24 protein-coding genes are annotated in these 25,810 nt (G+C 70.2%); 21 read left to right on the top strand and 3 right to left on the bottom strand.

What is annotated here, in order from left to right; all coding sequences use genetic code 11:
* The first annotated feature begins 427 nt into the window (after window positions 1-427).
* The 8 genes from B042_RS26905 (at window position 428) to B042_RS0100725 (ending at window position 8,916) form a co-directional block, all read left to right on the top strand.
* Window positions 428-1,345: a ParB/RepB/Spo0J family partition protein gene (locus tag B042_RS26905; protein WP_304412541.1), complete on the top strand. Its 918-nt coding sequence runs from the start codon at window positions 428-430 to the stop codon at window positions 1,343-1,345.
* Window positions 1,346-1,423: 78 nt separating this feature from the next.
* Window positions 1,424-1,912 (top strand): PhzA/PhzB family protein, encoded by a 489-nt coding sequence (locus B042_RS0100755; RefSeq protein ID WP_028646607.1) that lies wholly within the window; start codon window positions 1,424-1,426, stop codon window positions 1,910-1,912.
* An 83-nt stretch (window positions 1,913-1,995) separates the two neighbouring features.
* Window positions 1,996-3,195, top strand: a complete 1,200-nt coding sequence (locus B042_RS21540) for a 3-deoxy-7-phosphoheptulonate synthase (RefSeq protein WP_036553510.1) — start codon at window positions 1,996-1,998, stop codon at window positions 3,193-3,195.
* An 8-nt stretch (window positions 3,196-3,203) separates the two neighbouring features.
* On the top strand, window positions 3,204-3,830 hold the full coding sequence (locus tag B042_RS0100745; protein WP_028646606.1) for an isochorismatase family protein: 627 nt from the start codon (window positions 3,204-3,206) through the stop codon (window positions 3,828-3,830).
* Window positions 3,827-5,743 (top strand): anthranilate synthase family protein, encoded by a 1,917-nt coding sequence (locus B042_RS0100740; RefSeq protein WP_028646605.1) that lies wholly within the window; start codon window positions 3,827-3,829, stop codon window positions 5,741-5,743. The genes B042_RS0100745 and B042_RS0100740 overlap by 4 nt, the downstream gene beginning before the upstream one ends.
* Window positions 5,740-6,606 carry a PhzF family phenazine biosynthesis protein gene (locus tag B042_RS0100735; protein ID WP_028646604.1) on the top strand — a complete coding sequence of 289 codons (867 nt, stop codon included), beginning with the start codon at window positions 5,740-5,742 and terminating at the stop codon, window positions 6,604-6,606. The genes B042_RS0100740 and B042_RS0100735 overlap by 4 nt, the downstream gene beginning before the upstream one ends.
* Before the next feature lie 10 nt (window positions 6,607-6,616).
* On the top strand, window positions 6,617-7,246 hold the full coding sequence (phzG, locus tag B042_RS0100730; protein ID WP_028646603.1) for a phenazine biosynthesis FMN-dependent oxidase PhzG: 630 nt from the start codon (window positions 6,617-6,619) through the stop codon (window positions 7,244-7,246).
* A gap of 44 nt (window positions 7,247-7,290) precedes the next feature.
* Window positions 7,291-8,916, top strand: a complete 1,626-nt coding sequence (locus tag B042_RS0100725; RefSeq protein ID WP_028646602.1) for an NAD(P)/FAD-dependent oxidoreductase — start codon at window positions 7,291-7,293, stop codon at window positions 8,914-8,916.
* A 60-nt stretch (window positions 8,917-8,976) separates the two neighbouring features.
* On the opposite strand, the gene B042_RS0100720 is transcribed toward B042_RS0100725, so the two are convergent.
* From B042_RS0100720 to B042_RS0100710, 3 genes are all read right to left on the bottom strand, one after another.
* A complete protein-coding gene (locus tag B042_RS0100720) occupies window positions 8,977-9,678 on the bottom strand; it encodes an FMN-dependent NADH-azoreductase (protein WP_028646601.1) in 702 nt (233 codons plus the stop codon).
* A 107-nt stretch (window positions 9,679-9,785) separates the two neighbouring features.
* A complete protein-coding gene (locus B042_RS0100715; RefSeq protein WP_028646600.1) occupies window positions 9,786-10,679 on the bottom strand; it encodes a sigma-70 family RNA polymerase sigma factor in 894 nt (297 codons plus the stop codon).
* A 134-nt stretch (window positions 10,680-10,813) separates the two neighbouring features.
* Window positions 10,814-12,085, bottom strand: coding sequence for a delta-60 repeat domain-containing protein (locus B042_RS0100710; protein WP_028646599.1), 1,272 nt, complete (start codon window positions 12,083-12,085; stop codon window positions 10,814-10,816).
* Between the two features lie 498 nt (window positions 12,086-12,583).
* Between B042_RS0100710 and B042_RS0100700 the strand changes: the two genes are divergently transcribed.
* The 13 genes from B042_RS0100700 to nuoK all read left to right on the top strand — a co-directional run bounded on the left by B042_RS0100700 (window position 12,584) and on the right by nuoK (window position 25,808).
* The gene (locus B042_RS0100700) at window positions 12,584-13,294 is read left to right on the top strand and encodes a demethylmenaquinone methyltransferase (RefSeq protein ID WP_028646598.1); all 711 of its coding nucleotides are present in this window, start codon (window positions 12,584-12,586) and stop codon (window positions 13,292-13,294) included.
* A gap of 399 nt (window positions 13,295-13,693) precedes the next feature.
* The gene (locus B042_RS0100695; RefSeq protein ID WP_028646597.1) at window positions 13,694-14,998 is read left to right on the top strand and encodes a geranylgeranyl reductase family protein; all 1,305 of its coding nucleotides are present in this window, start codon (window positions 13,694-13,696) and stop codon (window positions 14,996-14,998) included.
* Between the two features lie 128 nt (window positions 14,999-15,126).
* On the top strand, window positions 15,127-15,486 hold the full coding sequence (locus B042_RS0100690; RefSeq protein WP_028646596.1) for an NADH-quinone oxidoreductase subunit A: 360 nt from the start codon (window positions 15,127-15,129) through the stop codon (window positions 15,484-15,486).
* Between the two features lie 52 nt (window positions 15,487-15,538).
* Window positions 15,539-16,084, top strand: coding sequence for an NADH-quinone oxidoreductase subunit B family protein (locus B042_RS0100685; protein ID WP_028646595.1), 546 nt, complete (start codon window positions 15,539-15,541; stop codon window positions 16,082-16,084).
* 5 nt (window positions 16,085-16,089) lie between these two features.
* Window positions 16,090-16,833, top strand: coding sequence for an NADH-quinone oxidoreductase subunit C (locus tag B042_RS0100680; protein WP_028646594.1), 744 nt, complete (start codon window positions 16,090-16,092; stop codon window positions 16,831-16,833).
* 43 nt (window positions 16,834-16,876) lie between these two features.
* Window positions 16,877-18,172 (top strand): NADH-quinone oxidoreductase subunit D, encoded by a 1,296-nt coding sequence (locus tag B042_RS0100675; RefSeq protein ID WP_028646593.1) that lies wholly within the window; start codon window positions 16,877-16,879, stop codon window positions 18,170-18,172.
* Window positions 18,169-18,915: an NADH-quinone oxidoreductase subunit NuoE gene (nuoE, locus tag B042_RS0100670; protein ID WP_028646592.1), complete on the top strand. Its 747-nt coding sequence runs from the start codon at window positions 18,169-18,171 to the stop codon at window positions 18,913-18,915. The genes B042_RS0100675 and nuoE overlap by 4 nt, the downstream gene beginning before the upstream one ends.
* The gene (nuoF, locus tag B042_RS0100665) at window positions 18,912-20,237 is read left to right on the top strand and encodes an NADH-quinone oxidoreductase subunit NuoF (protein ID WP_028646591.1); all 1,326 of its coding nucleotides are present in this window, start codon (window positions 18,912-18,914) and stop codon (window positions 20,235-20,237) included. The genes nuoE and nuoF overlap by 4 nt, the downstream gene beginning before the upstream one ends.
* Entirely contained in the window at window positions 20,234-22,696 is a 2,463-nt protein-coding gene (locus B042_RS0100660; protein WP_028646590.1) for an NADH-quinone oxidoreductase subunit G, read from the top strand. Before nuoF ends, B042_RS0100660 begins: the two co-directional genes overlap by 4 nt.
* Complete coding sequence (nuoH, locus tag B042_RS0100655) at window positions 22,693-24,063, top strand: NADH-quinone oxidoreductase subunit NuoH (protein WP_028646589.1); 1,371 nt, start codon at window positions 22,693-22,695, stop codon at window positions 24,061-24,063. The genes B042_RS0100660 and nuoH overlap by 4 nt, the downstream gene beginning before the upstream one ends.
* On the top strand, window positions 24,056-24,595 hold the full coding sequence (gene nuoI / locus B042_RS0100650; RefSeq protein ID WP_028646588.1) for an NADH-quinone oxidoreductase subunit NuoI: 540 nt from the start codon (window positions 24,056-24,058) through the stop codon (window positions 24,593-24,595). The genes nuoH and nuoI overlap by 8 nt, the downstream gene beginning before the upstream one ends.
* Entirely contained in the window at window positions 24,592-25,521 is a 930-nt protein-coding gene (locus tag B042_RS0100645; protein WP_028646587.1) for an NADH-quinone oxidoreductase subunit J, read from the top strand. The genes nuoI and B042_RS0100645 overlap by 4 nt, the downstream gene beginning before the upstream one ends.
* On the top strand, window positions 25,509-25,808 hold the full coding sequence (gene nuoK / locus B042_RS0100640; protein ID WP_028646586.1) for an NADH-quinone oxidoreductase subunit NuoK: 300 nt from the start codon (window positions 25,509-25,511) through the stop codon (window positions 25,806-25,808). Before B042_RS0100645 ends, nuoK begins: the two co-directional genes overlap by 13 nt.
* Window positions 25,809-25,810: the final 2 nt, after the last annotated feature.

Below are 25,810 nucleotides of genomic sequence, written 5' to 3'. Positions count from 1 at the left end.
GACGCTTTCCACTCCTGCTGGACGGATCTCAAGGTGCCGGGAAGTTTCGGTTTTCCCAGGTCGAAGCCGAAATTTCCGTTCCATTTCGTCTTGGGGGCCGTGAACTTGTGCACTTGCGCTTCCGGGGGATCTGTCTTTTCATTGGTGGCCGGTGTTCGCTTCGGGTCGGTCGGCGGTGTTTCCTCCACTCGCCGTTTGGGAGCGCGCCCTTGTGGATGCGGTTTCCGGGCTGTGCTCCTGCCATGGCCTGGAACCACTCCTGTCTCCACAGCCACTGCGCGAAGGGAAAATTCTTGCCGTGATCACACACACCGAGGCCCCTGTACGTGTGGCAGAGGGCAGAGGGAAAGGACTCCGCGGAGACGTGGAGACCCTGATACGCGGCCTACCCCGGCGAACCATTCCGATATCCGAGGTCGGAGCCGCGATGTCCGCACGCGAACAGGTGGAGGACCCGGCACACGTGCGCCTTCTCGTGGAGGCGGGGGGCCTGATCGACCCGATCATCGTGCACCGCCGGACCATGCGTGTCATCGACGGTGCCCACAGGATGCGTGCGGCTGTGTTGAGGGGGTTTGTTGAGATACCGGTTCGTTTCTTCGATGGAAGTGACGAGGACGCTTTTGTCCTCGCCGTCCAACTCAACGTGAGGCACGGTCTCCCGCTCACGCTCAAGGAGCGCAAGACCGCGGCGGAGCGCATCATCGGATCCCACCCGCAGTGGTCTGACCGGGCGATCGCGGAGAGGGTGGGGCTCAACGCCAAGACGGTGGGACGAATCCGCCGGGAATCGGAGTCCCTCGGGCCGGAGCACGCCGCCCGCATCGGGCGGGACGGGAGGATCAGGCCGGTCAACAGCGCCGAGGGGCGGTTGGTCGCCGCGGAACTGCTCACCGCGGACCCGCGGATGTCGCTGCGTGAGGTGTCCCGAAGGACCAGGCTGTCGGTCGGTACCGTCCGCGACGTCCGCAAGCGCGTCGAACGCGGGAGCAGTCCCGTCCCCGAACGGCTGCGCGGCCGTGCGCCCTGGACCGGCTCCAGCGCCCCCGACGCCGAGCGGGAACCGGACACCGGCACCGCCGAGCCGCGCCCCCGGACCGAGCCCGCGACGGCGGAGGCGGTCCGCAAGCTGGCCAGGGACCCCTCTCTGAGAGCGACGGAGACTGGGCGGGCCCTGCTGCGCGTCCTCATGGTGACCGAGATGAACCGGGACCGGTGGGAGGAGCTCGCCAAGGCGGTCCCGGGCCACTGCGTGCCCCTCATCAGGTCCGTCGTTCTCCAGCGCTCCCAGGACCTGAGACAGCTGGCGGACATGGTGCCCTGCGAACCCGAAGGCCACGGCTGATCCTCCGTGCGCCCCGCCCGTACCCGGTGCCGTGCCCGCACCGGCTCCACAGAAGAAGCGAGAAAGGAAGGCCCGATCGTGTCCGAGAACCACGGATTCCCCGGCGACGAGGAACAGAACGAGACCAGGCGGCGCAACAGAGCGGTCGTCGAGCGGTACATGGACTGCAAGGGCCAGGACCGCCTCGAACGCCACCTGCTGTTCACCGAGGACGGGGTCGGCGGCCTCTGGACCAACGACACCGGTGAGCCCATCGTTATCCGCGGACGGGACCGCCTGGCCGAACACGCGGTCTGGTCACTGGCGTGCTTTCCCGACTGGGTCTGGACCAACGTGGAGGTCTTCGAGACCCAGGACCCGGACTTCTTCTGGGTCGAGTGCGATGGCGAGGGCCTGATCCGGTTCGAAGGCTATCCCGAGGGCCACTACCGGAACCACTTCCTGCACTCCTTCCACTTCGAGAACGGAAGGATCCGGCAGCAGCGCGAGTTCATGAACCCCTTCGAGCAGCTCCGGGCCCTGGGAATCCCCGCCCCGACGATCAGGCGCGAGGGCATCCCCACCTGACCGCGCGCCGCTGCCCGGGGCTCGGCGGACAGGGCGTTCTCCGCGGGTGCCCGTGCCCGCACAGCGAACTGAGAGAGAGACCGGTGAACAACGTAACGCTGAACATCCGGGCCGAGGAGGCCCGGCAACAGCCCGACTGGACCGACACCGCGCAGGTGCAGCGGGTGCGGGAGGCCCTGGCCATGCGCAGCCCTCTCGTCAGGGCCGAGGACGTCACGGCTCTGCGCTCGCTGCTGGCGGAGGTCGCGGCCGGGCGGTCCCTCGTCGTGCAGGCCGGGGACTGCGCGGAGAACCCCGTGGAATCCACCCGAGAACACGTCCAGGAGAAGTCCGCCCTGCTCGACGTGCTGGCCGGTACGCTCCGCATGGCCGAACGCAGGCCGGTGCTGCGAGTCGGCCGCATCGGCGGCCAGTTCGCCAAGCCCCGCTCCAACGCGACGGAGGATGTGGGGGGCCTGGCCCTCCCGGTGTTCCGGGGTCATCTGGTGAACGGCTCTTCGCCGACCTTCGAGAGCCGCCGCCCCGACCCACTGCGCCTCCTGACCGGGTACATGGCGGCCGGCGACATCATGGAACACCTGGGCTGGTGTGGTTCCTCCATCCGCTCGGCCAACGACCCGCCGGTGTGGACGAGCCACGAGGCCCTCCTCCTCGACTACGAGCTCCCCCTCGTACGCCACGACACCGCACTGACCGACCGTCCGGTTCTCGGCTCCACCCATTGGCCGTGGATCGGCGATCGGACCCGGCAGGTGGACGGCCCCCACGTCTCCCTGCTGGCGGAGGTCGACAATCCCGTCGCCTGCAAGGTCGGGCCCGCGGCGGACCGGGAGGAACTGCTCGCCCTCTGCGAACGGCTCGATCCCGGACGGGAACCCGGACGGCTGACCCTGATCGCCCGGATGGGTGCGGGCCGCGTCGCCGACCGCCTGCCACCGCTCGTGCGGAGCGTGGCAGGGGCGGGGCACCCCGTCATATGGCTCTGCGACCCCATGCACGGCAACACGGTCACCACTGGGGACGGCCACAAGTCCCGTGTGGTGGAAACACTCGAACGGGAGGTCCGCCTGTTCCCGGGCCTGGTCGAAGAGGCGGGAGGGGTCCCCGGGGGACTGCACCTGGAGACCACCCCCGAAGACGTCACCGAGTGCGCCGACGACGAGAGCGGGCTGGCCCGTGTGGGGGAGCGGTACACGAGCTTCTGCGACCCCCGGCTCACCGTCGGCCAGGCGGTCTCCGTGGTCTCCGCGTGGAGCCGGCCGAACGGAGGTCCCCAACGGTGAGGACCCCCATGGCCCCCGGCATCCCCCAGATCGAGCCCTACACGCTTCCCACCGTCTCGGACCTGCCGGCCAACACCGCTTCCTGGACACCCGATCCCGACCGTGCGGTGCTCCTCGTCCACGACATGCAGCGCTTCTTCCTCAAGCCCCTCCCCGAGAGCCTCCGCAGCGGCCTGATCGGCAATACGGCAGCACTGCGTGACCGCGCCGCCCGGCTCGGCGTTCCAGTGGGGTACACGGCCCAGCCCGGTGGCATGAGCGAGGAGCAGAGAGGACTCCTCAAAGATTTCTGGGGACCCGGTATGCGCAGGACACCCGAGGACCGGCAGGTGGTCGACGAGCTGGCGCCGGTGCCGGGCGACTGGGTGCTCGACAAGTGGCGCTACAGCGCTTTCCACCGCTCCGAGCTCCTGGAGCTGATCCGGCGGAGCGGCCGGGACCAGTTGATCATATGCGGGGTGTACGCCCACGTCGGGGTGTTGATGACCGCCAACGACGCCTTCGCCCACGACCTTCAGACCTTCCTGGTCGCCGATGCCGTGGCCGACTTCACTGAGGAGGAGCACCTCATGGCCCTGAGATACGCCGCCCGGCGTTGCGCGGTCGTCCTCGACACGGCGGAGGTGCTGGTATGAGCGTCCGCGACGGCACCCCCTCCGGGGAAGGACCACGCCCTTTCGACACGGTGCTGAGCCCGGGGCAGCCGCCCTTCGCACTCCTGTTCCGTCCCGGGGCGGGCGGTCCGGGGCTGCTCGACGTCCTGGTGGGGGAGGTGGATTCCGTTCCCTGGGTCTCCGACATCCGAGCGCCCGGGCCCGAACCCTCGGAGCCCGGGGCCGACGGTGCGGGGCGTGCGTGCCACGAGGTCCTGGCACTGATCCCCTACCGGCAGATCACCGAACGCGGGTTCGAGTGCGTCGACGACGGGGAGCCGCTGATCACGATGGCTGTGGTGGCGCAGGAGACGGTCACCGTGGCCGAGGCACTGACACGGCTCCCCGACCTGCCGGTCCACCTGTTCGACGAGGGGTTCGACACCGGTGACGACGAGTACGCGGAGACCGTCCGCACGGTCGTCAAGGAGGCGATCGGAACAGGTGAGGGCGCCAACTTCGTCATCAAGCGGTCCTTCGTCGCCAGGATCGACGACTACACGGTGCACCGCGCCCTGTCCGTCTTCCGGCGACTGCTGGAGGTCGAGGTGGGGTCGTACTGGACCTTCATCATCCACACAGGGACGCGGACCTTCGTGGGCGCCACACCGGAGCGGCACATCACCCTGCGGGACGGCCGCGCCACGATGAACCCCATCAGCGGTACGTACCGCTACCCCGCCTCCGGCCCCACGGTTTCGGAGGTCATGGACTTCCTGTCCGACCGGAAGGAGTCCGACGAGCTCTACATGGTCCTGGACGAGGAGCTCAAGATGATGACGCGGATCTGCGCCCCAGGTGTCCGGGTCAGCGGCCCACACCTCAAACAGATGGCCCGGCTGGCCCACACCGAGTACTTCATCACCGGGGAGACGGACCGCGACGTCCGCGGCATACTCCGTGACACCCTGCTCGCGCCCACCGTCACCGGCAGCCCGCTGGAGAACGCCTGCCGGGTGATCCGCAGGCACGAACCCGGGGGGAGGGGCTACTACAGCGGGGTGGCCGCCCTCATCGGACGCGATGACTTCGGAAGACGGACCCTCGACTCCTCCATCCTCATCCGCACCGCCGATATCGACGCCCGCGGCCGGCTCTCCATCGGGGTCGGCTCCACGCTCGTCCGCCATTCCGATCCGGACTCCGAGGTCGAGGAGACCCGGGCCAAGGCGGCCGGGCTGCTGGCCGCGGTGAGGGGCGGCACCGACCGGCTCGGCTCACGCCCGGAGGTGCGCGACGCTCTGCGGCGCCGCAACGCCGGCATCGCGGGTTTCTGGCTGGACGACACGGCGGCGGCCTCCGCCTTTCCGGAGCTCACAGGGCGCAGGGTGCTGGTCGTCGACGCGGAGGACACCTTCACGGCGATGCTCGACCACCAGTTGCGCCGCATGGGCATGTCGGTGACGGTGCGCCGCTACGACGAGGTCCCGTCCTTGGACGGCCACGACCTCGTCGTCATGGGACCCGGGCCCGGTGACCCCCGCGACACACGGGCCCCGAGGATCGCCCGCATCACCACGGCTGTGGACGCCCTCCTGGCCGATCGCCGGCCCTTCCTGGCGGTCTGCCTGAGCCACCAGGTCCTGAGCGGGCGCCTGGGGTTCGGGCTCCACCGCCGCGACTCGCCCAACCAGGGCGTCCAACAGGAGATCGACCTCTTCGGGGACCGGCAAAGGGTGGGTTTCTACAACACCTTCGTGGCCCGGTCACCGGTGGACGTGCTCAGCGCCGACGGCCTCGGGCAGATCGAGGTCTGCCGGGACCCCGGATCCGGCGAGGTGCACGCGTTGCGCGGCCCCCGCTTCGCCTCGTTGCAGTTCCACGCCGAGTCCGTGCTCACCCAGAACGGTCCGCACATCATCGGCTCATCTCTCAGGAGGGTGCTCAGCCCATGACGGGACCGCGCGCGGAAACGGACCGGACACACCCCTATGTCGTCGTCGACGCCTTCACCGACACCCCGTTGCGGGGCAACCCCGTTGCCGTCTTCTTCGACGCGGACGACCTCACGGCAGAGTGCATGCAGGCGATCGGCAAGGAGATGAACCTGTCGGAGGTCACCTTCGTGCTCTCGCCCCGACAGGGTGGTGACGCACGCGTGCGCATCTTCACCCCGGTCAACGAACTCCCCTTCGCCGGGCACCCCCTCCTCGGAACGGCCATCGCCCTGGGCGGGGCCGTGGAGGGCGACCACCTCCGGCTGGAGACGCGGGTGGGCGTCATCGACTTCGTGCTCGACCGTGTCGACGGCCGGGTCCGCGGCGCGGAGATGGAGCAGCCCGTCCCCACGTGGGAGGTGTTCGACCGTGCCGACGCACTGGTGGCCGCCCTCGGCGCGCCGCCCCCGGAAGCGCCTGTGGAGATCTACGTCAACGGGCCCCGGCACGTCTTCGTCGGGCTGGAGAGCTTCGAAGCGCTCTCCGCGCTGCGGCCTGACCACCGCGCGCTGGCGGAGTTCGAGGACATGGCGGCCAACTGCTACGCGGGATCGGGAACGCACTGGCGGAGCCGGATGTTCTCCCCCGCCTACGGAGTGACCGAGGACGCGGCGACGGGCTCGGCGGCCGGGCCGCTCGCCGTCCATCTCGCCCGCCACGGCCGCGCGGAGTTCGGTCGGTGGATCGACATCCACCAGGGCCTCGATATGGGACGGCCGTCGCTGATGCGGGCCCTGGCCGAGGGAAGCGGGGACCGCGTCGACGCCGTCCGCGTCAGGGGCGGGGGCGTCACCGTGGCCCGAGGAACGATCTGTGTCTGAGAGGACGGGCGTGAGCAGCAGGTTCGAGACACTGACAGGTGAGATGGAGTGGGGCTTCCCCGAGTACGGGGAGCCGCCGGCCGAACCCATGGGGCTGGTCCGTGCCTGGATCGCCTCGGCGGAGGAGCGCGGAGTCCGGGAGCCGCGGGCCCTCGCCTTGGCCACCGCCGACGCTCGCGGGCGCGCCTCCAACCGGATGGTCGCCGTGGTGGAGGCCTCCGAACAGGGCCTGGTCTTCTCCACCCACAGCACCAGCCGCAAGGGGAGGCAGATCGCCGAGACCGGCTGGGCCTCGGGAGTCCTGTACTGGCGGGAGGCCGCACGGCAACTGGTCCTCTCCGGACCGGTGGCACCCCTGCCCGAGACCGAGTCACAGCGGATGTGGGACTCCCGGCCCGTCCCCCTGCACTCCATGACGGCGGTCTCCCACCAGAGCGACCCGCTCGAGGACCCCGCCCGGTTGGGTGCCGAGGCCCGGCGCCTGGGCGGGAGACCCCTGCCCCGGCCGGAACGGTTCGTCGGCTATCTCCTGGAACCGGCGGAGGTCGAGTTCTGGTCCGCCGACCCCGAACGCCTGCACCGCAGGCTCCGCTACGACCTGACACCCCATGGCTGGACCACGACCCGTCTACAGCCCTGACCCCGCTCAGCCCCTTCACCCCCCACTCACCGAGGTAGGTTCCCGTGACCGCTGAGAAGAGCACCGACCTGGACGCGATCGTCGTGGGTGCCGGTTTCGCCGGCATCTACATGCTGCACAAGCTCCGCAACGAACTGGGCCTCTCCGTCCGCGCCTTCGACCGGGCGGGCGGGGTCGGCGGCACCTGGTACTGGAACCGGTACCCGGGCGCCATGTCCGACAGCGAGGGGTTCATCTACCAGTACTCCTTCGACCGGGACCTCCTGCGCGAGTGGACCTGGAACAAGCGCTACCTGACGCGTGACGAGATCCTGGGGTATCTGGAGTCCGTCGTTGAACGGTACGACCTGGGCCGGGACATCCGTCTGCACACGAGCGTCGAGTCCATCGTCCTGGACGAGGAGTCGGGTGTCTGGACGGTGGCCACCGGTGACGGAGCACAGGTGACCGCCCGCTACGTCGTCACCGCGCTGGGTCCGCTGTCGACCTCCCACTTCCCCGACATCCCCGGAAGGGACGACTTCGGGGGACGCCTGGTCCACACCGGGGCCTGGCCCGAGGACCTCGACGTCGAGGGCAAGCGGGTCGGCGTCATCGGCACCGGTTCGACGGGTACCCAGTTCGTCTGCGCGGCTGCCAAGACCGCGGCGCATCTGACGGTCTTCCAGCGGACACCGCAGTACAACGTCCCCTCGGGCAACCACCCGCTCGACGAGGAGTACTTCTCCCGTCTCCGGGAGGACTACGACAGGATCTGGGAGCAGGCGAAGAGCTCGGTGGTCGCCTGCGGCTTCGAGGAGAGCCGCACCCCCGCCATGAGCGTCTCCGAGGAGGAGCGCCACCGCGTCTTCCAGGAGAGCTGGGACCGGGGCAACGGGTTCCGGTTCATGTTCGGCACCTTCTCCGACATCATCTTCAACCCTGAGGCCAACGAGGCCGCCGCCGAGTTCATCAGGGCGAAGATCCGGGAGACCGTGAAGGACCCCGAGACCGCCCGCAGACTCCAGCCCACCGACTACTACGCCAAGCGGCCGATCTGCAACGAGGACTACTACGAGAGCTTCAACCGGGACAACGTCTCCCTGGTCAGTCTCAGGGAGACACCCATCCGGGAGATCACACCCACCGGGGCCGTCACCGAGGACGGCACCGAACACGAACTCGACGTGCTGGTCTTCGCGACCGGTTTCGAGGCCGTCGAGGGCAGTTACCGACTGCTGGACGTCCGGGGCAGGGGCGGCGAGTCCATCGAGGAGCACTGGGGGCAGAGGCCGTCGAGCCACCTGGGCATGAGTGTGTCGGGGTTTCCCAACCTGTTCATGGTCTACGGTCCGTGCAGTGTCTTCAGCAACCTGCCGACGGCCATCGAGACCCAGGTCGAGTGGATCTCCGAACTCATCGGGACGATGGAGGAGCGCGGCCTGGCCCGTGCCGAGACCACGCGGGAGGCCGAGGAGTCCTGGACGGCCGTGTGCGAGGAGATCGCCGGCCACTCCCTGTTCCCGAAGGTCGACTCCTGGATCTTCGGCGCCAACATTCCCGGGAGGGAGCGGCGGGTCCTGTTCTACTTCGCGGGACTGCACTCCTACCGTCGGAGGCTGCGTGAGATCGCCGAGGCCGGATACGAGGGCTTGGTTTTCGAGGGGGAGCGCTCTACGGCTCCGGCCTGAGCCTCCAGGCCGGTGAGCGGCGTGCACCGTGTCCCGCCCGGCGCACGCCGTGCTCGCCGTTCACCGGATTTGCGCGGGGCGGGCCGCCAGCTGTTCGGGCAGGGCGGCCATGAGGGACTCCGCCCTCGCACGGGAGAGCGCGGCCATCTCCTGGAACCGGTGCAGTTCGGGGACGTCTCCCGCCCGCGTCATCTCGGTGTGGACGAAGTACAGGTCCTCCTCGGCGATGCCGAGTCCACCGAAGTACGCCCGGAGGTAGGGGGTCTGGAAGTCGAAGCGCTCCCGGGGCGTCCCCGGACCATAGCCGCCGCCCCGGGTGGTGACCACGACCACCCTGGTTCCCCGCAGCAGCGGTTCACCGCTGTCGGCACCGGTGAACGCCCCGGGAAAGGTGATCCGGTCGATCCATCCCTTGAGTGAGGCGGGGATGGTGAAGTTGTACATCGGTGCGCCGATCAGGACGACGTCGGCCTTCAGTAGCTCCGTGATGAGCGGGCGCGTCAGTGTCCACTCCCGCCGCTCCGCCGTGCTCCGGGCCAGGGCGTCCACCGTCTCGTGCGAGACGGTGCCGTGGCGCTCCACCTTCTGTGCGAAGGAGCAGTAGACGGGGCCGACCGTCGGCACCGGATGGGTGGCGAGGTTCCGGTACCGGTAGCCCTCCGTACCGGACAGGCGACGCCACCGCCGGGCGAAGAGAGCGGTCAGTTGTCGGCTCAGAGAGTCGCCGGAATGGCTCGAATCCAGGTGGAGCAGGGAGTTCATGATCGCCTCCGTCGGTTCCTCGTGCGGTGTGCTCGACCGCCTCCTACCCCTCATGACGGAGAGCGGTGGCCGGAGGTGACCGGAGGAGTGCCCCCGGGCGCGGTGGGTCAGACCGACACGGGCTCCGCCAGTGAGAGATCCAGGCTTTGGAGTCGCTGTGGGTCGCCGACCACGTCGATCCGGGTGATCCGGCCACCGTCGACCGTGATCCGCAGCGCGAACAGTAGGCGCCCCCGGGGCGCCACGACGGCGCCGACCGCGCCGTCCACGAGGGCCGTGCGGGCGAAGCACGCACGGTGGGCGTTGCCCGCGGTCTCCTTCGCGACCTCCGCGGCTCCGCGCAGTTCGGCCGGCTCGCCCCCGCGCAGTACGTTTCGGTCGGCACGCCGAACGACGCCGGGTGCCAGGACCTCCACGAGGCCGTCGAGGTCGCCGGCGCGCGAGGCGACGAGGAAGGCGTCGACGGCCTTGCGCTGCCGGGCGAGGTCGTGCCCAGGAGCGGCGGCCGTCCCCTGGAGCCTGTGCCGGGCGCGGCTCGCCATCTTCTTGGCGGCGGCCGGTGTGCGGTCCAGGATCTCGGCGATCTCCGCGAAGGGGACGGCGAACAGGTCGTGCAGGACGAAGGCGAGGCGTTCGCCGGGGCCCAGGCGGTCGAGGACCACGAGGAGGGCGAGCCCGACCGAGTCGGCCAGGACGGCCTCGCTCTCGGGGTCGTCGGCCTCACCCCGGGGAGCGGGCGGGTCGATGCCGTCGAGACCGGTGCACGCCTCGTATCGGCTCCTGCGGGAACGGAGCATGTCCAGACAGATCCGACCGACGATCGTGGTGAGCCAGCCCGGCATATTGGCGACCTTGCTGGAGTCCGCCCGGGAGACCCGCAGCCACGCCTCCTGTACCGCGTCGTCCGCCTCGTCCGCCGAGCCGAGGATGCGGAAGGCGACCCCTCGCAGGTGGCGACGGGAACGCTCGAACTGCTCGACCAGATCGGAGTCCGCGCCCATCGTGTACCTCTTCCTCGACTCGGGGCCGTGTGTCATCCTCTGTGTCCAGAAGATCGCCAACCGTCATAGGGCAGGGTATGCGTGCGGCCGGAACCGCCTCCACGGGGGTGGGGACGGCTCGGCGCTGCGGGCGCTCACGCGGATGGGAACAGGCCGATGCGGGCGTGGTACTCCCCGCCGAGATCCTCGGTGTCGCTGCCCACGTACAGGCCCGCGTCGGTGACGAGCAGCGCCTCCACACCGTGGCCGCGGGTGCGCCCCGGGTTCCAGGGCAGGGCGCGGCCGGTCACCGGGTCGAGGGCGGCGATCCCCTTGCGCTCTACGGCTCCCGGCCCCGCCGCGTGGTCTCCGGACTCGTTGTCCATCCAGCGCTGGTGCCCGCCCACGTAGACCGCGGAGAACGTGGCCTCGACCGCGTACACGGCGTCCCCACCGGTCTTGTTGACCCAGGTCGGCTGGGTGCCGGGCCGGTCGACCGTCTCGAAGCGCGCGGCCGACTTGCACAGCCCGGGCTTGATCTCGGGGCCGCCCGCGGTCACGACGGTGAAGAAGGAGCCGTCGGGGGAGAAGGCCATCTCCCGCATGTAGGTGTGCATCCGGTCGTAGTCGCAGTCGGGCCGGTAGGCCGTGGTGGACCACGGGCTGAGCGTGCCGTCGAAGGTGTCGATCATCGCGATCTGGTGGCGTTCCCGACCGTCGACCTCGGTGAACGGGCCGTTGATGAGCAGCCGGGTGCCGCCGGGGCTCAGAGCGAGGTCCTGCACGCGCAGGGTGCCGCGCCTGGGGGCGGAGATCCGGGGCGCGAATCCGGGGTCGACCTGGCCGGTGCGCGTGTCGAGCCGTGCCAGGCCCACGCGTTCCCAGCCGTCGATCCCGGTGAACGTGCCGCCGACGTAGAGCAGGCCGCCGTGTTCGGCGACACGGTGGACGGAACCGTTCTCCAGAGCGGCGTCGAAACCCGGAACGGTCTCCCCGTCGTCGAGGGACAGCAGAGCCAGCCCCCGGTGCTCCTCCCCGTTGACCCGGAGGAAGCTCCCGCCGACGACCACCGAGCCGCCCGGCCCCTCGGCGAGCGATCGGACGGTGCCGGAGACCTCCGGGACGAAGTCCTCCAGGATGCGGCCCGTGCCGTGCTCGAAAGCGAAGACGTTGTGTACGTCGTGGGTGTCGTCCCGGTCGGCTTCGGCCACCCGGGTGAAGTCGCCGGCGACCACGACGGTGTCGCCCACGCGGGCGATGTCCTTGACCCTTCCGTCCATGACGTGGGGCGTCCACGGCGCGGGCCGTTCGCTCACCACGCCGTGGAGAGGTGGGGCGGAGTGCGGTGCGGCCACTGCGGGCGCAGTGGTGAGTGCGAGCGTCATGCCCAGGGAGGCCAGGGCGGCCAGCGGTCGAGTGTGCTCCACAGCGGACTCTCCTCAGGGTCTGCGACCGGGCGCCGATGACACCGAAGTATCGCAAAGAGTCTGATGTTCGTCACACAGAGTAACTTATCTGGGGGTGGGTGGACACATGACGTGTCGGGCACCTCAGGAACGGCGGCCGGAGAAGGCCCCCGCACGGAAGTTCCGCGGCGGCCGTACGCCCCTCCCGCTCCTCGTTCCGCGCCGTCGCGACGGCCCGACCGGTTCGGCGGCGCGTGGAGCACCGCCAGGCCGGCCCTCAGCCGGTGGCGCATCGCGGCGGAGGCAGGAGGGGATCCTCCTCCGCCACGGGGCCGGCGGGGCAGCCTTCGGGCTCCTCCGGCGGGCCCTGCCCGCCCACGGGGTCCACAGGGCCGAACTTCACGCCGGCCCACCTCTCGCCCGCACGGTCCGCGCCCATGGGACGGCCCCGCCGGTGATCGGTTCACGCCGGGCGCGGACCGGTCCCGGAGGGCGGTTGCGGCCCCTTAGTCTTGTGCCATGACCCGCCCCAGACTCGACAAGAAGCCCCAGGACGTCGCGGCGATGTTCGACGGCATCGCCGCCAGATACGACCTCGTCAACGACGTCGTCTCCCTCGGCCGGGACCGCGCCTGGCGGCGGGCCGTGGTGGACGCGGTGGACGCCTACAGCGGGGAGCTGGTCTTGGACCTGGCCGCCGGCACGGGCACGTCCTCGGAGTCCTTCGTGCGCAAGGGGGCGCGGGTCATCGCCTGCGACTTCTCACTGGGCATGCTGCGCGCGGGCGTCGAGCGGCGCGGCGGTGCCTCCACGGGCGGGGTCACCTTCGTGGCGGGCGACGCACTCAGCCTGCCCTTCGCCGACGCCACCTTCGACGCGGTGACGATCTCCTTCGGTCTGCGCAACGTCAACGACGTCGACCAGGCGCTGCGCGAGCTGCTGCGGGTGACCAGGCCCGGGGGGCGTCTGGTCATCTGTGAGTTCAGCCATATCCCGGTGCCGGTGGTGGACCGGGTCTACTCCACCTACCTCATGGCGGCCCTGCCCAAGATCGCGGGTGCGGTCACGGGGCGCGGCGAGGCCTACGACTACCTGTCCGAGTCGATCATGGCCTGGCCCACCCAGCCCGAACTGGCGCGCATCCTACAAGGCGCCGGGTGGTCGCGGGTCGCCTGGCGCAACCTGACCCTGGGGACGGTGGCCCTGCACCGCGCCTTCAAGGAGGGGTAGCCCGCCCCGGAGCGAAGATCCCTGGAGCCCCGAGGAGTCCCCGGACGCCTCGGGGCTCTTCGCTGTGCCGCCGCCTTGCGGGAGTGGAAAGCCGTCCCTGAGCTGGGTGCCCTTCGGAGGGTGACGGCTTCTGAGGACAATGCGCTGTCTGTGGCCTTATGGGTGAATATTGACAAGCGGTCTCGAATACCCCCTCGGGGGTCGCCTCCCGGCCCTCGGAGGGTCTAGACTGCGGAAAAGAGCTTTGTGAAGTGCTTCACAAGGGTGCGAGGTTCATCCCACAGTCCACAAAATGGACATTTTGGACGGGGTGGGCTTCGTACGATCCACGCCGTGAGCAGGCCGAACCCGCACCGGGCCCGCCGCGGCGCACCGCGCGAGTAGTCGAGGACCCCACCCGTGAGCGAGACAGCCACCTCCTCCCCTAGAGGCCGGGAGCGGACCGAGTACGACGCCGACGTCATCGTCGTCGGCGCCGGCCCCTCGGGCTCCACGACCGCCTACTACCTTGCCCAGTCCGGACTGGACGTCCTCCTCCTGGAGAAGACCTCCTTCCCCCGCGAGAAGGTCTGCGGAGACGGACTGACCCCCCGCGCCGTGAAGCAGCTCACGGCCATGGGCATCGGCTTCGAGGACGAGGGGTGGGTCAAGAACCACGGACTGCGCATCATCGGGGCAGGGGTCCGCATGGACCTGCCGTGGCCCGACCTCGCGGCCTACCCCGGGTTCGGCCTGGTCCGCACCCGCTACGACTTCGACCAGATCCTGGTCGACCGCGCGGTCTCCGCCGGGGCCAAGCTGCTGGAGCGCACCACCGTCACCGGCCCCCTCATGGACGAGCGCAGCAACCGCATCGTCGGCGTGCACGCCAAGGACGCCGACCGCGAACCCCTGCTCTTCCGTGCGCCGCTCGTGGTCGCCGCCGACGGCAACTCCTCCCGGCTGTCCGTGGCCATGGGCATCCGCAAGCGCGACGACCGCCCGATGGGCGTGGCCGTGCGCACCTACTTCGAGAGCCCCCGCCACGACGACGACTACCTGGAGTCCTGGCTGGAGTTGTGGGACCGCAGCGGGGATAAGGACGTCCTCCTCCCCGGGTACGGCTGGGTCTTCGGCGTTGGCGACGGCACCTGCAACATCGGCCTGGGCATCCTCAACTCCACAGCCTCCTTCCAGGACGTCGACTACCGCAAGCTCCTGCGCCGGTGGACCGAGAGCATGCCCGAGGAGTGGGGCTTCACCGAGGGCAACCAGCGGGGCGCCATCCGCGGTGCCGCCCTGCCCATGGGGTTCAACCGGGTCCCCCACTACTCGCGCGGGCTCATGCTCGTGGGCGACGCCGGAGGCATGGTCAACCCCTTCAACGGCGAGGGCATCGCCTACGCCATGGAGGCCGGCCACATCGCCGCCGACGTGATCGTCCAGGCGCACGGCCGCACCACCCAGCAGACCCGTGAACGCGCCCTGCTGCGCTACCCCGACGTGCTCGCCGACGCCTACGGCGGCTACTACACGCTCGGGCGCTACTTCGTGAAGCTCCTCGGACAGCCCGAGTTCATGAAGTACGCGACCCGTTACGGCCTGCGCCAGCGCACGCTCATGAAGTTCGCGCTGAAGATGCTCGCCAACCTCACCGAACCGACCCAGGGCGACGCCATGGACCGGGTCATCAACGGCCTGTCGCGCATCGCCCCCGCCGCCTAGAGCGGGGCCGGACGGCACTGGAAGGACACGAGTCGGCCGTCTCGACGGCCGGGACACGAGATGGGCCCTCGCTAGTGAAAGCAATCACAAGCCACGGACTTCCCGACCAGCCAGAAGGAAAGTGACGGATGGAGCTCTACACACCGCTCTTCGTGCTTGGCGGGATCGGCGCCGCGTTCGTCGTGGTGTCGATGGTGGTTGGGGCGGTCATCGGCCCCAAGCGCTACAACCGGGCCAAGATGCAGGCCTACGAGTGCGGCATCGAACCCACCCCGCAACCGGCGGGCGGCGGCCGGTTCACGGTCAAGTACTACATGACGGCCATGATGTTCATCGTCTTCGACATCGAGATCATCTTCCTCATCCCCTGGGCCGTGCACTTCGACGCCCTGGGCTGGTTCGGACTGGTCGCGATCGTCCTCTTCCTGGTGAACGTCTCCATCGCCTACGCCTACGAGTGGCGCCGCGGGGGGCTCGAATGGGACTGACCCCGCAGCCGCCCCGCACCACAACCCCGCGCACCGAGGAGGTCCGTCGCTGATGGGACTCGAAGAGAAACTGCCGAGCGGCGTCATCCTGACCACCGTGGAACAGGTCGTCGGGCTCGCCCGCAAGAGTTCGATGTGGCCCGCCACGTTCGGCCTGGCCTGCTGTGCCATCGAGATGATGTCCGTGGGCGGCCCCCACTACGACCTGGCCCGTTTCGGCATGGAGAAGTTCGGTGCCACCCCCCGACAGGCCGACCTCATGGTCGTCGCCGGCCGGGTCAGCCAGAAGATGGCACCCGTCCTGCGCCAGATCTACGACCAGATGCCCGAACCCAAGTGGGTCATCGCCATGGGCGTGTGCGCCTCCAGCGGCGGCATGTTCAACAACTACGCGATCGTCCAGGGCGTGGACCACATCGTCCCCGTCGACATGTACCTGCCCGGCTGCCCGCCCCGGCCGGAGATGTTCCTGGACGCCGTGCTCAAGCTGCACGACAAGGTGCAGAACACCAAGCTCGGCGTGCACCGGGAGCGGGAGATCGAGGAGACCGAGGAGCGCATGCTCCGCAGTTCGCTGCCGCTGGTGACCAAGGACTGACGAATATGAGCACCGACAACGAGGCCGACCGCCCGGACACGGAGCACCTCCCGGAACTGCGGGGCCGCGAGCGCCTGGCCGCCCCCGTCAAACGGACCGGCATGTTCGGCACCGCGACGACCGGCGACACCTCCGGCTACGGCGGGCTCCGGGTCCGCGAACGCGCGCCGCTGGCGAGCACGCGGCCCTTCACCGATCCCGACGACCCGCGCACCGCCGACTTCGACCGGGTCGCCGACGCACTGGAGGCCGCCCTCGGTGCGACCGGCGATGAGTCCTCGGTGGAGCGGGTCGCCGTCGACCGGGGGGAGATCACCTTCCACGTGCGACGCGAGGCGCTCACCGCCGTCGCCCGGGTCCTGCGCGACGACCCCGCACTGCGCTACGAGCTGTGCACCGGAGTGGCCGGCGTCCACTTCCCCGACGACACCGGCCGGGAGCTGCACGCCGTCTACCACTTCCGCTCCATCACGCACAACAGCGAGATCCGCGTCGAGACCGCCTGCCCCGACGCCGACCCGCACGTGCCCTCGATCGTCTCCGTCTACCCGACCAACGACTGGCACGAACGCGAGGCCTGGGACTTCTTCGGGATCGTCTTCGATGGGCACCCGGCCCTGACCCGGATCCAGATGCCCGACGACTGGCACGGCCACCCCCAGCGCAAGGACTACCCGCTGGGTGGTGTCCCGGTCGAGTACCGGGGGGCGACCGTGCCCCCGCCGGACGAGCGGAGGTCCTACCAGTGAGCCACCGGACCGTGACGCGCCGCGCGCAAGAGGGAGGGACGGCATGACCGTCACCGAGGACTACATCGACGCCTCCGGCGGGGACTGGGACGAGGTTATCGAGAAGGCGCAGGCCACGAGCGCCGAACGCCTCGTCGTCAACATGGGGCCCCAGCACCCGTCCACACACGGCGTCCTGCGGCTGATCCTGACCCTGGACGGCGAGACCGTCACCGAGGCCCGGGTCGGCATCGGCTACCTGCACACCGGGATCGAGAAGAACCTGGAGTACCGGACGTGGACGCAGGGCACCACGTTCGTCACCCGGATGGACTACCTGACGCCGCTGTTCAACGAGGCGGCGTACTGCCTGTCCGTGGAGAAGCTGCTCGGCATCGACGACCGCATCCCCGAACGGGCCAGCGTCATCCGCGTGATGCTGATGGAGCTCAACCGCATGGCCTCGCACTTCGTCGCGATGGCCACCTTCGGTATGGAGCTCGGCGCGACCACGGTCATGACCAACGGCTTCCGCGAGCGCGAGATGATCCTCGACATCTTCGAGCTCGTCACCGGCCTGCGGATGAACCACGCCTACGTCCGCCCCGGCGGCGTGGCCCAGGACCTGCCGCCCGGCACCGTCGGCAAGGTCCGGGAGCTGCTCAAGGAGATGCCCAAACGCATCACCACCATGCGCAAGCTTCTGGACGAGAACCCCGTCTACCTGGCGCGCACCAAGGACGTGGCCTATCTCAACCTGCCCGGCTGCATGGCCCTGGGCGTGACCGGGCCGCTGCTGCGCGCCTCCGGCCTGGCCTGGGACCTGCGCAAGGCCAAGCCCTACTGCGGGTACGAGGGCTACGAGTTCGACGTGCCGGTCTCCGACGGCGGCGACGTGTACGCGCGCTACCGCGTGCGCATCGCCGAGATGGAGGAGAGCCTGAAGATCGTCGAGCAGTGCCTGGACAAGCTCGCCCCCGGCCCGGTGATGATCGAGGACGCCAAGATCGGGTGGCCCGCCAAGCTGGCGCTGGGCCCCGACGGGATGGGCAACTCCCCGGACCACATCGCACACATCATGAGCGGCTCCATGGAGGCGCTCATCCACCACTTCAAGCTGGTCACCGAGGGCTTCCGGGTGCCCGCGGGCCAGGCGTACGCGGCCGTCGAGAGCGCCAAGGGCGAACTCGGGTGCTACGCGGTCAGCGACGGGGGCACCCGCCCCTACCGCGTGCACTTCCGCGACCCCTCGTTCACGCACCTGCAGGCCGTCGCCGCCATGTGCGAGGGCGGAACCGTGGCGGACGTCGTCGCGGCCGTGGCCAGTATCGACCCGGTGATGGGAGGCGTGGACCGGTGACCGAGCACAACACACCCGGCAGCGGGGAGAGCGGACCCGACCGGTTCCCCGACGAGGTGGCCGCGCGTCTGGAACAGGACGCCAAGGAGCTGATCAGCCGCTACCCCAAGGAGCGCTCGGCCCTGCTGCCGCTGCTGCACCTGGTCCAGGCCGAGGAGGGGCACGTCAGCCGGGCCGGGATGCGCTTCTGCGCGGACCAGCTCGGCATCACCCTCGCCGAGGTGAACGCGGTGGCCACCTTCTACACCATGTACCGGCGCCGCCCCGGCGGCGACTACCAGGTGGGCGTGTGCACCAACACCCTGTGTGCGGTGATGGGCGGCGACGAGATCTTCTCCGCCCTCAAGGAGCACCTGGACGTGGGCAACAACGAGACGACCGAGGACGGCAAGGTCACGCTGGAGCACGTCGAGTGCAACGCGGCCTGTGACTTCGCGCCCGTCGTGATGGTCAACTGGGAGTTCTTCGACAACCAGACGCCCGAGAGCGCCAAACGGCTGGTCGACGACCTGCGGCTGGGCAGGGACGTCGCCCCCACACGCGGCCCCGACAGCCTGTGCACCTGGAAGCAGGCCTCGCGGGTGCTGGCCGGGTTCGAGGACGGCCGCGCCGGCGAGGGCGTCCAGGCGGCCGAGCCGTCCCTGGCCGGGTTGAAGCTCGCCCGTGAACGCGGCTGGACCGCGCCCGATCCGGCGCACCTTCCCACTCCCGACACCGCACAGAGCGAGGAGGGGAACCAGTGACCACCCTGACCCCGATCCTGTCCGAGCACTGGGACCGGCCCGACTCCTACACCTACGAGGGCTACCGGGCCACCGGCGGGTACGACGCCCTGCGCAAGGCGCTGGCCATGGAGCCCGACGCCATCGTCGACGCGGTGAAGCAGTCCGGACTGCGCGGCCGCGGCGGCGCCGGGTTCCCCACCGGGATGAAGTGGGGCTTCCTCCCGGCCGACAACCCCAATCCCCGCTATCTCGTCGTCAACGCCGACGAGTCCGAGCCGGGGACCTGCAAGGACATCCCGCTCATGCTCGCCAACCCGCACTTGCTGGTGGAGGGGGTGGCGATCGCCTCCTACGCGATCAGGTCCAGCCAGGCGTTCATCTACGTGCGCGGTGAGGTCGTCCACGTCATCCGTCGCCTGCGCCGGGCCGTCGCCGAGGCCTACGAGGCCGGACTGCTCGGCAGGAACATCCTGGGCACCGGCTTCGACCTCGACGTCGTCGTGCACGCCGGAGCGGGCGCCTACATCTGCGGCGAGGAGACGGCCCTGCTGGACTCCCTGGAGGGCTACCGGGGCCAGCCCCGCCTCAAACCGCCCTTCCCCGCGGTCGCCGGGCTCTACGCCTCACCGACCGTGGTCAACAACGTCGAGTCCATCGCCAGCGTCCCGGGCATCGTCGCCAACGGCGCCGAGTGGTTCACGTCCATGGGCACCGAGAAGTCCGCCGGGTTCGGCTTCTTCTCCCTGTCCGGGCACGTCACGAACCCGGGCCAGTACGAGGCGCCGCTCGGCATCACCCTGCGCGAACTCCTCGACATGGCGGGCGGGATTCGCGCCGGGCACCGGCTCAAGTTCTGGACCCCGGGCGGCTCCTCCACGCCGATCTTCACCGAGGAGCACCTCGACACCCCGCTCGACTTCGAGTCGGTGGGCGCAGCCGGGTCCATGCTCGGCACCCGCGCCCTCCAGATCTTCGACGAGACCACCTGCGTGGTCCGGGCCGTCGGCCGCTGGATCGCCTTCTACGCCCACGAGTCCTGCGGCAAGTGCACACCCTGCCGCGAGGGCAACTTCTGGATGGTCCAGGTCCTGGACCGCCTGGAGCGCGGCGAGGGCACCGAGGCCGACCTCGACAAGCTCCTGGACATCTGCGACAACCTGCTCGGCCGGTCCTTCTGCGCCCTCGGCGACGGCGCGACCAGCCCGGTCATGTCCTCCATCAAGTACTTCCGACAGGAGTACATCGACCACGTGGAGAAGGGCGGCTGCCCCTTCGACCACTCCAAGGCCACCCTCTGGGGGGACCGGCCGACCCAGAAGGAAAGGGGAGGGAACCAGTGACCGTCACGTCCAACTCCTCCGGTGGGGCGGCCCCGGCCCCGCCACCGGAGGACCTGGTCACCGTCACTATCGACGGATTCGAGATCCGGGTGCCCAAGGGCACGCTGCTGATCCGGGCCGCCGAACTGCTGGGCATCCAGATCCCGCGGTTCTGCGACCACCCGCTGCTCGACCCCGTCGGGGCCTGCCGCCAGTGCCTGGTGGAGATCCCCGACATGGGCAACGGCCGGGGGATGCCCAAACCGCAGGCCTCCTGCACCATCACCGTCATGGAGGGCATGGTGGTCAGGACCCACCTCACCTCCGAGGTGGCGGAGAAGGCCCAGCGCGGCATCATGGAGTTCCTCCTGATCAACCACCCGCTGGACTGCCCGGTCTGCGACAAGGGCGGCGAGTGCCCCCTCCAGAACCAGGCGATGTCCAACGGGCAGGGCGAGACCCGCTTCGTCGACGTCAAACGCACCTTCCCCAAGCCGATCGCGCTCTCCAGCGAGGTGCTGCTCGACCGCGAGCGCTGCATTCAGTGCGCCCGCTGCACCCGCTTCGCCGCGCAGATCGCCGGGGACCCGCTCATCGAGCTCATGGAGCGCGGCGCGCAGGAGCAGGTCGGCATCGCCGAGGGGGAGGCCTTCGACTCCTACTTCTCCGGCAACACCGTGCAGATCTGCCCGGTCGGCGCGCTCACCGGTGCCGCCTACCGCTTCCGCTCACGCCCCTTCGACCTGGTCTCCACACCCAGCGTGTGCGAGCACTGCGCGGGCGGCTGCGCCCAGCGCACCGACCACCGGCGCGGCAAGGTCACCCGACGCCTCGCCGGGGACGACCCGCAGGTCAACGAGGAGTGGAACTGCGACAAGGGCCGGTGGGCGTTCACCTACGCCACCCAGGCCGACCGGCTCACCCGGCCGCTGGTCCGTGACGAGGACTCCCGGGCCCTGGAGACGGCCTCCTGGCCCGAGGCCGTGGGCCTGGCAGCGCGCGGCCTGGCCGCGGCGCGCGGCAGGGTCGGCGTTCTGGTAGGCGGCCGCCTCACCTACGAGGACGCCTACGCCTACGCCAAGTTCGCCCGCCTAGCCCTGGGCACCAACGACGTGGACGCCCGCGCCCGCGCCCACTCCGAGGAGGAGGCCGACTTCCTGGCCGCGCGCGTGGCGGGGACCCCCGTCGGGGTGGACTTCACCGCGCTGGAGCAGGCGCCCGCCGTGCTCCTGGCCGGGATCGAGCCCGAGGACGAGTCCCCGAGCATGTTCCTGCGGCTGCGCAAGGGCTACCGCAGGAACGGCACCCGCGTCTTCGCCCTCGCCTCGCACAGCACCCTGGGGCTGGCCAAGACCCACGGCACGCTCGTCCGCTCGCTGCCCGGCGACGAGGCGCGCGTCCTCAACGCCCTGGAGACCGAGAGCCCCGAGACGGCCGAGCAGATGAACCGCGACGGGGCGGTCCTCGTCGTCGGCGAACGGCTCGCCGCCGTCCCCGGTGCCCTGACCGCCGCCCTGGCCCTGGCCCACCGGACCGGGGCGCGCCTGGTGTGGGTGCCGCGCCGCGCCGGCGAGCGCGGGGCGGTCGACGCCGGGGCGCTGCCCGGACTGCTGCCGGGCGGACGCCCCGTGGCCGACCCCGAGGCACGCGCCGAGGTGGCGCGCGCGTGGAACACGTCCGCGCTGCCGGAACGGCCGGGCCGCGACACCTCCGCGATCATCGAGGCCGCCGCGGCGGGAGAGCTCGACGCCCTGGTCATCGCCGGGGTGGAGCTCGACGACCTGCCCGACCCCGAGGCCGCGCGCGCCGCGCTGGCCAGGGTCCCGTTCATCGTCAGCCTCGAACTGCGGGCCAGCGAGGTCACCGACCGCGCCGACGTGGTGCTGCCGGTCGCCGCGGTCGCCGAGAAGTCCGGCACCTTCGTCAACTGGGAGGGCCGCCACCGGCCCTTCGGCGACGCGCTCAAGGTGCCCGGTGCCCTGTCCGACCTGCGGGTGCTCGCGGCGGTCGCCGACGCGATGGACGTCCACCTGGGCCTGCCCGACGCCGCCAGCGCCTACCGGGAACTGCTCGAACTGGGCGCGTGGACCGGTCGGCGGCACAGGGAGCCCGCGGTCCGCCCCGCGCCGGTCCTCGAACCCGGACCGGGCCAGGCGCTTCTGTCGACCTGGCGCCAACTGCTGGGCACCGGCCGGATGGAGGACGGCGAGCCGTTCCTGGCCGGCACGGCCCGCCGGGCCCGCGCCCACCTCTCCCGCGCCACGGCCGCCGAGATCGGGGTCCCCGACGGCGGAGAGCTCCGCGTCACCGGCACCCGCGGCTCCGTGACCGTGCCCGTCATCGTCACCGACATCGCCGACCGGACCGTGTGGCTGCCCGCCAACGCCGACGGCTGCGACGTGCCGCGCGACCTCGGCGGGCGCGCGGGGGAGACGGTCGTCGTGTCCCCGAACACCACCGACACCGGGAGGCAGTCGTGACCCCCGCCGTCCTCGAACCGCCCGCGGCACTCCTGGCCTCGGAGGCCCACCTGGAGGCCTTCGGGCAGGACCCCTGGTGGATCACGACCATCAAGGCGCTGGCGATCTTCGTCTTCCTGATGGTGTGCGTGCTGATGATGATCATGGCCGACCGCAAGGTCATGGGCCGGATGCAGCAGCGGCACGGGCCCAACCGCATGGGCCCCTTCGGTCTCCTCCAGTCGCTCTTCGACGGGATCAAGCTCTCCCTCAAGGAGGACCTGATCCCGCGCGGGGTGGACCGGTTCGTCTACATCGCCGCACCGATGATCGCGGCCGTGCCCGCCTTCATCGCGTTCTCGGTCATCCCGATCGGTCCCGAGGTGAACCTCTTCGGCGTCGTCACTCCGCTCCAGCTCACCGACCTTCCCATCGCCGCCCTCGTGGTCCTGGCCACCGCGGCGCTGGGCGTCTACGGGTTCGTGCTCGGCGGATGGGCCTCGCAGTCGCCCTACGCCCTGCTGGGCGGCCTGCGCGCCTCCGCGCAGGTGATCAGCTACGAGATCGCCATGGGGCTGTCGTTCGTGGCGGTCTTCATCATGTCCGGCACGCTCACCACCTCCGGGATCGTCGACGCCCAGCGCGGACTGTGGTTCGCGGTGCTGCTCGCGCCGTCGTTCCTCATCTACCTCGTGACGATGGTCGGGGAGACCAACCGGCTCCCCTTCGACCTGGCAGAGGGCGAGGGCGAGATCGTCGGCGGCTTCATGACCGAGTACGGATCCATGAAGTTCACGATGTTCTTCCTCGCCGAGTACGTGAACATGTGCACCGTCGCGGCGGTGTCCGTCACCCTCTTCCTCGGCGGCTGGCTCGCGCCGCCCGGAGTCGCCCTGCTCCTGCCGGGGGCCAACGAGGGCTGGTGGCCCGCCCTGTGGTGGCTGCTCAAGTTCGTCTGCGTCATGTTCCTGTTCATCTGGGCGCGCGGCAGCCTGCCCCGTGTCCGCTACGACCAGTTGATGAAGCTCGGCTGGAAGGTGCTCATCCCCGTCCAGCTCGTCTGGATCACCGCCGTCGCCGTCGTGCGGATGCTCGTCCTGGAGGACGCCTCCCCGGTGGTCGTCACCGCGGTCGTCGCGGCCTTCACCGCGGCCACCGTCGCGGCGTTCTGGGCCTGGCTGCGCCACGCCCGCAGGGAACGGGCCGAGGCGGCGGCCGAACGCGCGCACAACGCGCGCCGCGCCCACGAGGACGCCGCCTTCGGCGGCTTCCCGGTGCCCCCGAGTACGGCCGCGCACTACGGAAGCAGCGTGCTCGCCGAACCGCCGCGGACGGCCACGGCCGCGGCCGGAAGCAACAAGAAGGGTGAGGAGGTCAACGGTGCTTGAATGGCTCAACCCGGTCAAGGGGTTCGGTGTCACCTTCCACACCATGTTCACGAAGGTGCCCACCGTCGAGTATCCGGAGGTCAAGCGCCCCACGGCGCCGCGCTTCCACGGCCGACACCAGTTGAACAGGTGGGCCGACGGTCTGGAGAAGTGCATCGGGTGCGAACTGTGCGCCTGGGCCTGCCCGGCCGACGCCATCTACGTCGAGGCCGGTGACAACAGCGAGGACGAGAGGTACTCGCCCGGCGAACGCTACGGGCGCGTCTACCAGATCAACTACCTGAGGTGCATCCTGTGCGGGCTGTGCGTGGAGGCCTGCCCCACCCGCGCCCTGACCATGACCAACGAGTACGAGCTGGCCGACGACAGCAGGCAGAGCCTGATCTGGACCAAGGAGCAGCTGCTCGCCCCGCTCAAGGAGGAGATGGAGGCGCCGCCGCACCCGATGCGCCTCGGTGAGACCGAGGAGGACTACTACGCCACCGGCCGCGGCCAGCACGGTTCGCAGGAGACGACGGAGGCCACACGTTGACCTCCCACCTCGTCACCAGCGCACCCGCACTGTCGGGTACCGGCGGCTCGGGTGAGGCCGTCGCCTTCTGGATCCTGGGCACCCTGGTCGTCCTCGGCGCCCTGGGCGTGGTCTTCTCCCGCAAGGCCGTGCACTCGGCGCTGTCGATGGCCCTGGCCATGGTCGGCCTCGCCGTCTTCTACGGCATCAACGAGGCGCCGTTCCTCATGGTCGTCCAGATCGTCGTCTACACCGGCGCCGTCCTGATGCTGTTCCTGTTCGTGCTGATGCTCGTCGGCGTCAGCGCGGCCGACTCCCTCGTGGAGACGCTCAGCGGGCAGCGCCTCCTCACCGCCGTGGTCGCCCTGTGCTTCGTCGGGGCCCTGGCCACCGGCATCGGCCGCATCGTCGTGGACGAACCCGTGGGCATCGCCGCGGGCGCGGCCGCCGCGGGGGGCAGCATCCCGTGGATCGCCAACGAACTGCTGCTGCGCTACGTCGTGGCCTTCGAGGCCACCGGCGCACTGCTCATCACGGCGGTCCTGGGAGCACTGGTCCTGGCGCACACCGCGCGGACGAAGAAGCGCCGCACCCAGCGGGAGATCTCCGAGGACCGCATCCGCGGCGACCACCCGACACCGCTGCCCGGCCCCGGCACCTACGCCCGGCACAACGCGATCGACATGCCCGCGCTGCTGCCGGACGGCACGGTCGCCACCCTCTCCCTCAACCCCGTGCTCACCGCGCGCGACCCCGAGTTCCAGTCGGGCGTGCCCGGCGAGGTCCGGGCCGGCCGTCCGCCGCTCCCGGGCGGGGCGTCGGACTCGGCCCTGTCCAAGGAGGGCGTGCTGCCCCGGGCCGACGGTGACGGAGCCGAACCGGACGGGGAGACCGACGGAGACCGCGACGGCAACGGTCAGGAGGTCGAGTCCACGTGGACCCGATGAACTACATCGTCCTGGCGGCGCTGATCTTCACCATCGGCGCGGTCGGCGTGCTCATCCGGCGCAACGCGATCATCGTCTTCATGTGCGTGGAGCTCATGCTCAACGCCTGCAACCTGGCGTTCGTCTCGTTCGCCCGGCTGCACGGGGACATCGAGGGCCAGGTGATCGCCTTCTTCGTCATGGTGGTCGCCGCCGCCGAGGTGGTCGTCGGGCTGGCGATCATCATGCAGATCTTCCGAACCCGCAGGTCCGCGTCGCTCGATGACGCGAACCTGCTCAAGCACTAGAA

The organism is Nocardiopsis sp. CNT312, assembly GCF_000515115.1.
In the GTDB taxonomy this organism is placed as follows: domain Bacteria; phylum Actinomycetota; class Actinomycetes; order Streptosporangiales; family Streptosporangiaceae; genus Nocardiopsis.
This window is presented reverse-complemented; position numbering and strand designations above follow the sequence as displayed.

Excerpts from the sequence above, each read along its gene's own strand:
- B042_RS0100685 (WP_028646595.1), top strand. The coding sequence starts at position 15,539 with ATGGGACTCGAAGAGAAACTGCCGAGCGGCGTCATCCTGACCACCGTG.
- B042_RS0100690 (WP_028646596.1), top strand. The coding sequence starts at position 15,127 with ATGGAGCTCTACACACCGCTCTTCGTGCTTGGCGGGATCGGCGCCGCG.
- B042_RS26905 (WP_304412541.1), top strand. The coding sequence starts at position 428 with ATGTCCGCACGCGAACAGGTGGAGGACCCGGCACACGTGCGCCTTCTC.
- B042_RS0100735 (WP_028646604.1), top strand. The coding sequence starts at position 5,740 with ATGACGGGACCGCGCGCGGAAACGGACCGGACACACCCCTATGTCGTC.
- B042_RS0100720 (WP_028646601.1), bottom strand. The coding sequence starts at position 9,678 with ATGAACTCCCTGCTCCACCTGGATTCGAGCCATTCCGGCGACTCTCTG.
- B042_RS0100700 (WP_028646598.1), top strand. The coding sequence starts at position 12,584 with ATGACCCGCCCCAGACTCGACAAGAAGCCCCAGGACGTCGCGGCGATG.
- B042_RS0100745 (WP_028646606.1), top strand. The coding sequence starts at position 3,204 with ATGGCCCCCGGCATCCCCCAGATCGAGCCCTACACGCTTCCCACCGTC.
- B042_RS0100680 (WP_028646594.1), top strand. The coding sequence starts at position 16,090 with ATGAGCACCGACAACGAGGCCGACCGCCCGGACACGGAGCACCTCCCG.
- B042_RS0100715 (WP_028646600.1), bottom strand. The coding sequence starts at position 10,679 with ATGGGCGCGGACTCCGATCTGGTCGAGCAGTTCGAGCGTTCCCGTCGC.
- B042_RS0100675 (WP_028646593.1), top strand. The coding sequence starts at position 16,877 with ATGACCGTCACCGAGGACTACATCGACGCCTCCGGCGGGGACTGGGAC.
- B042_RS0100740 (WP_028646605.1), top strand. The coding sequence starts at position 3,827 with ATGAGCGTCCGCGACGGCACCCCCTCCGGGGAAGGACCACGCCCTTTC.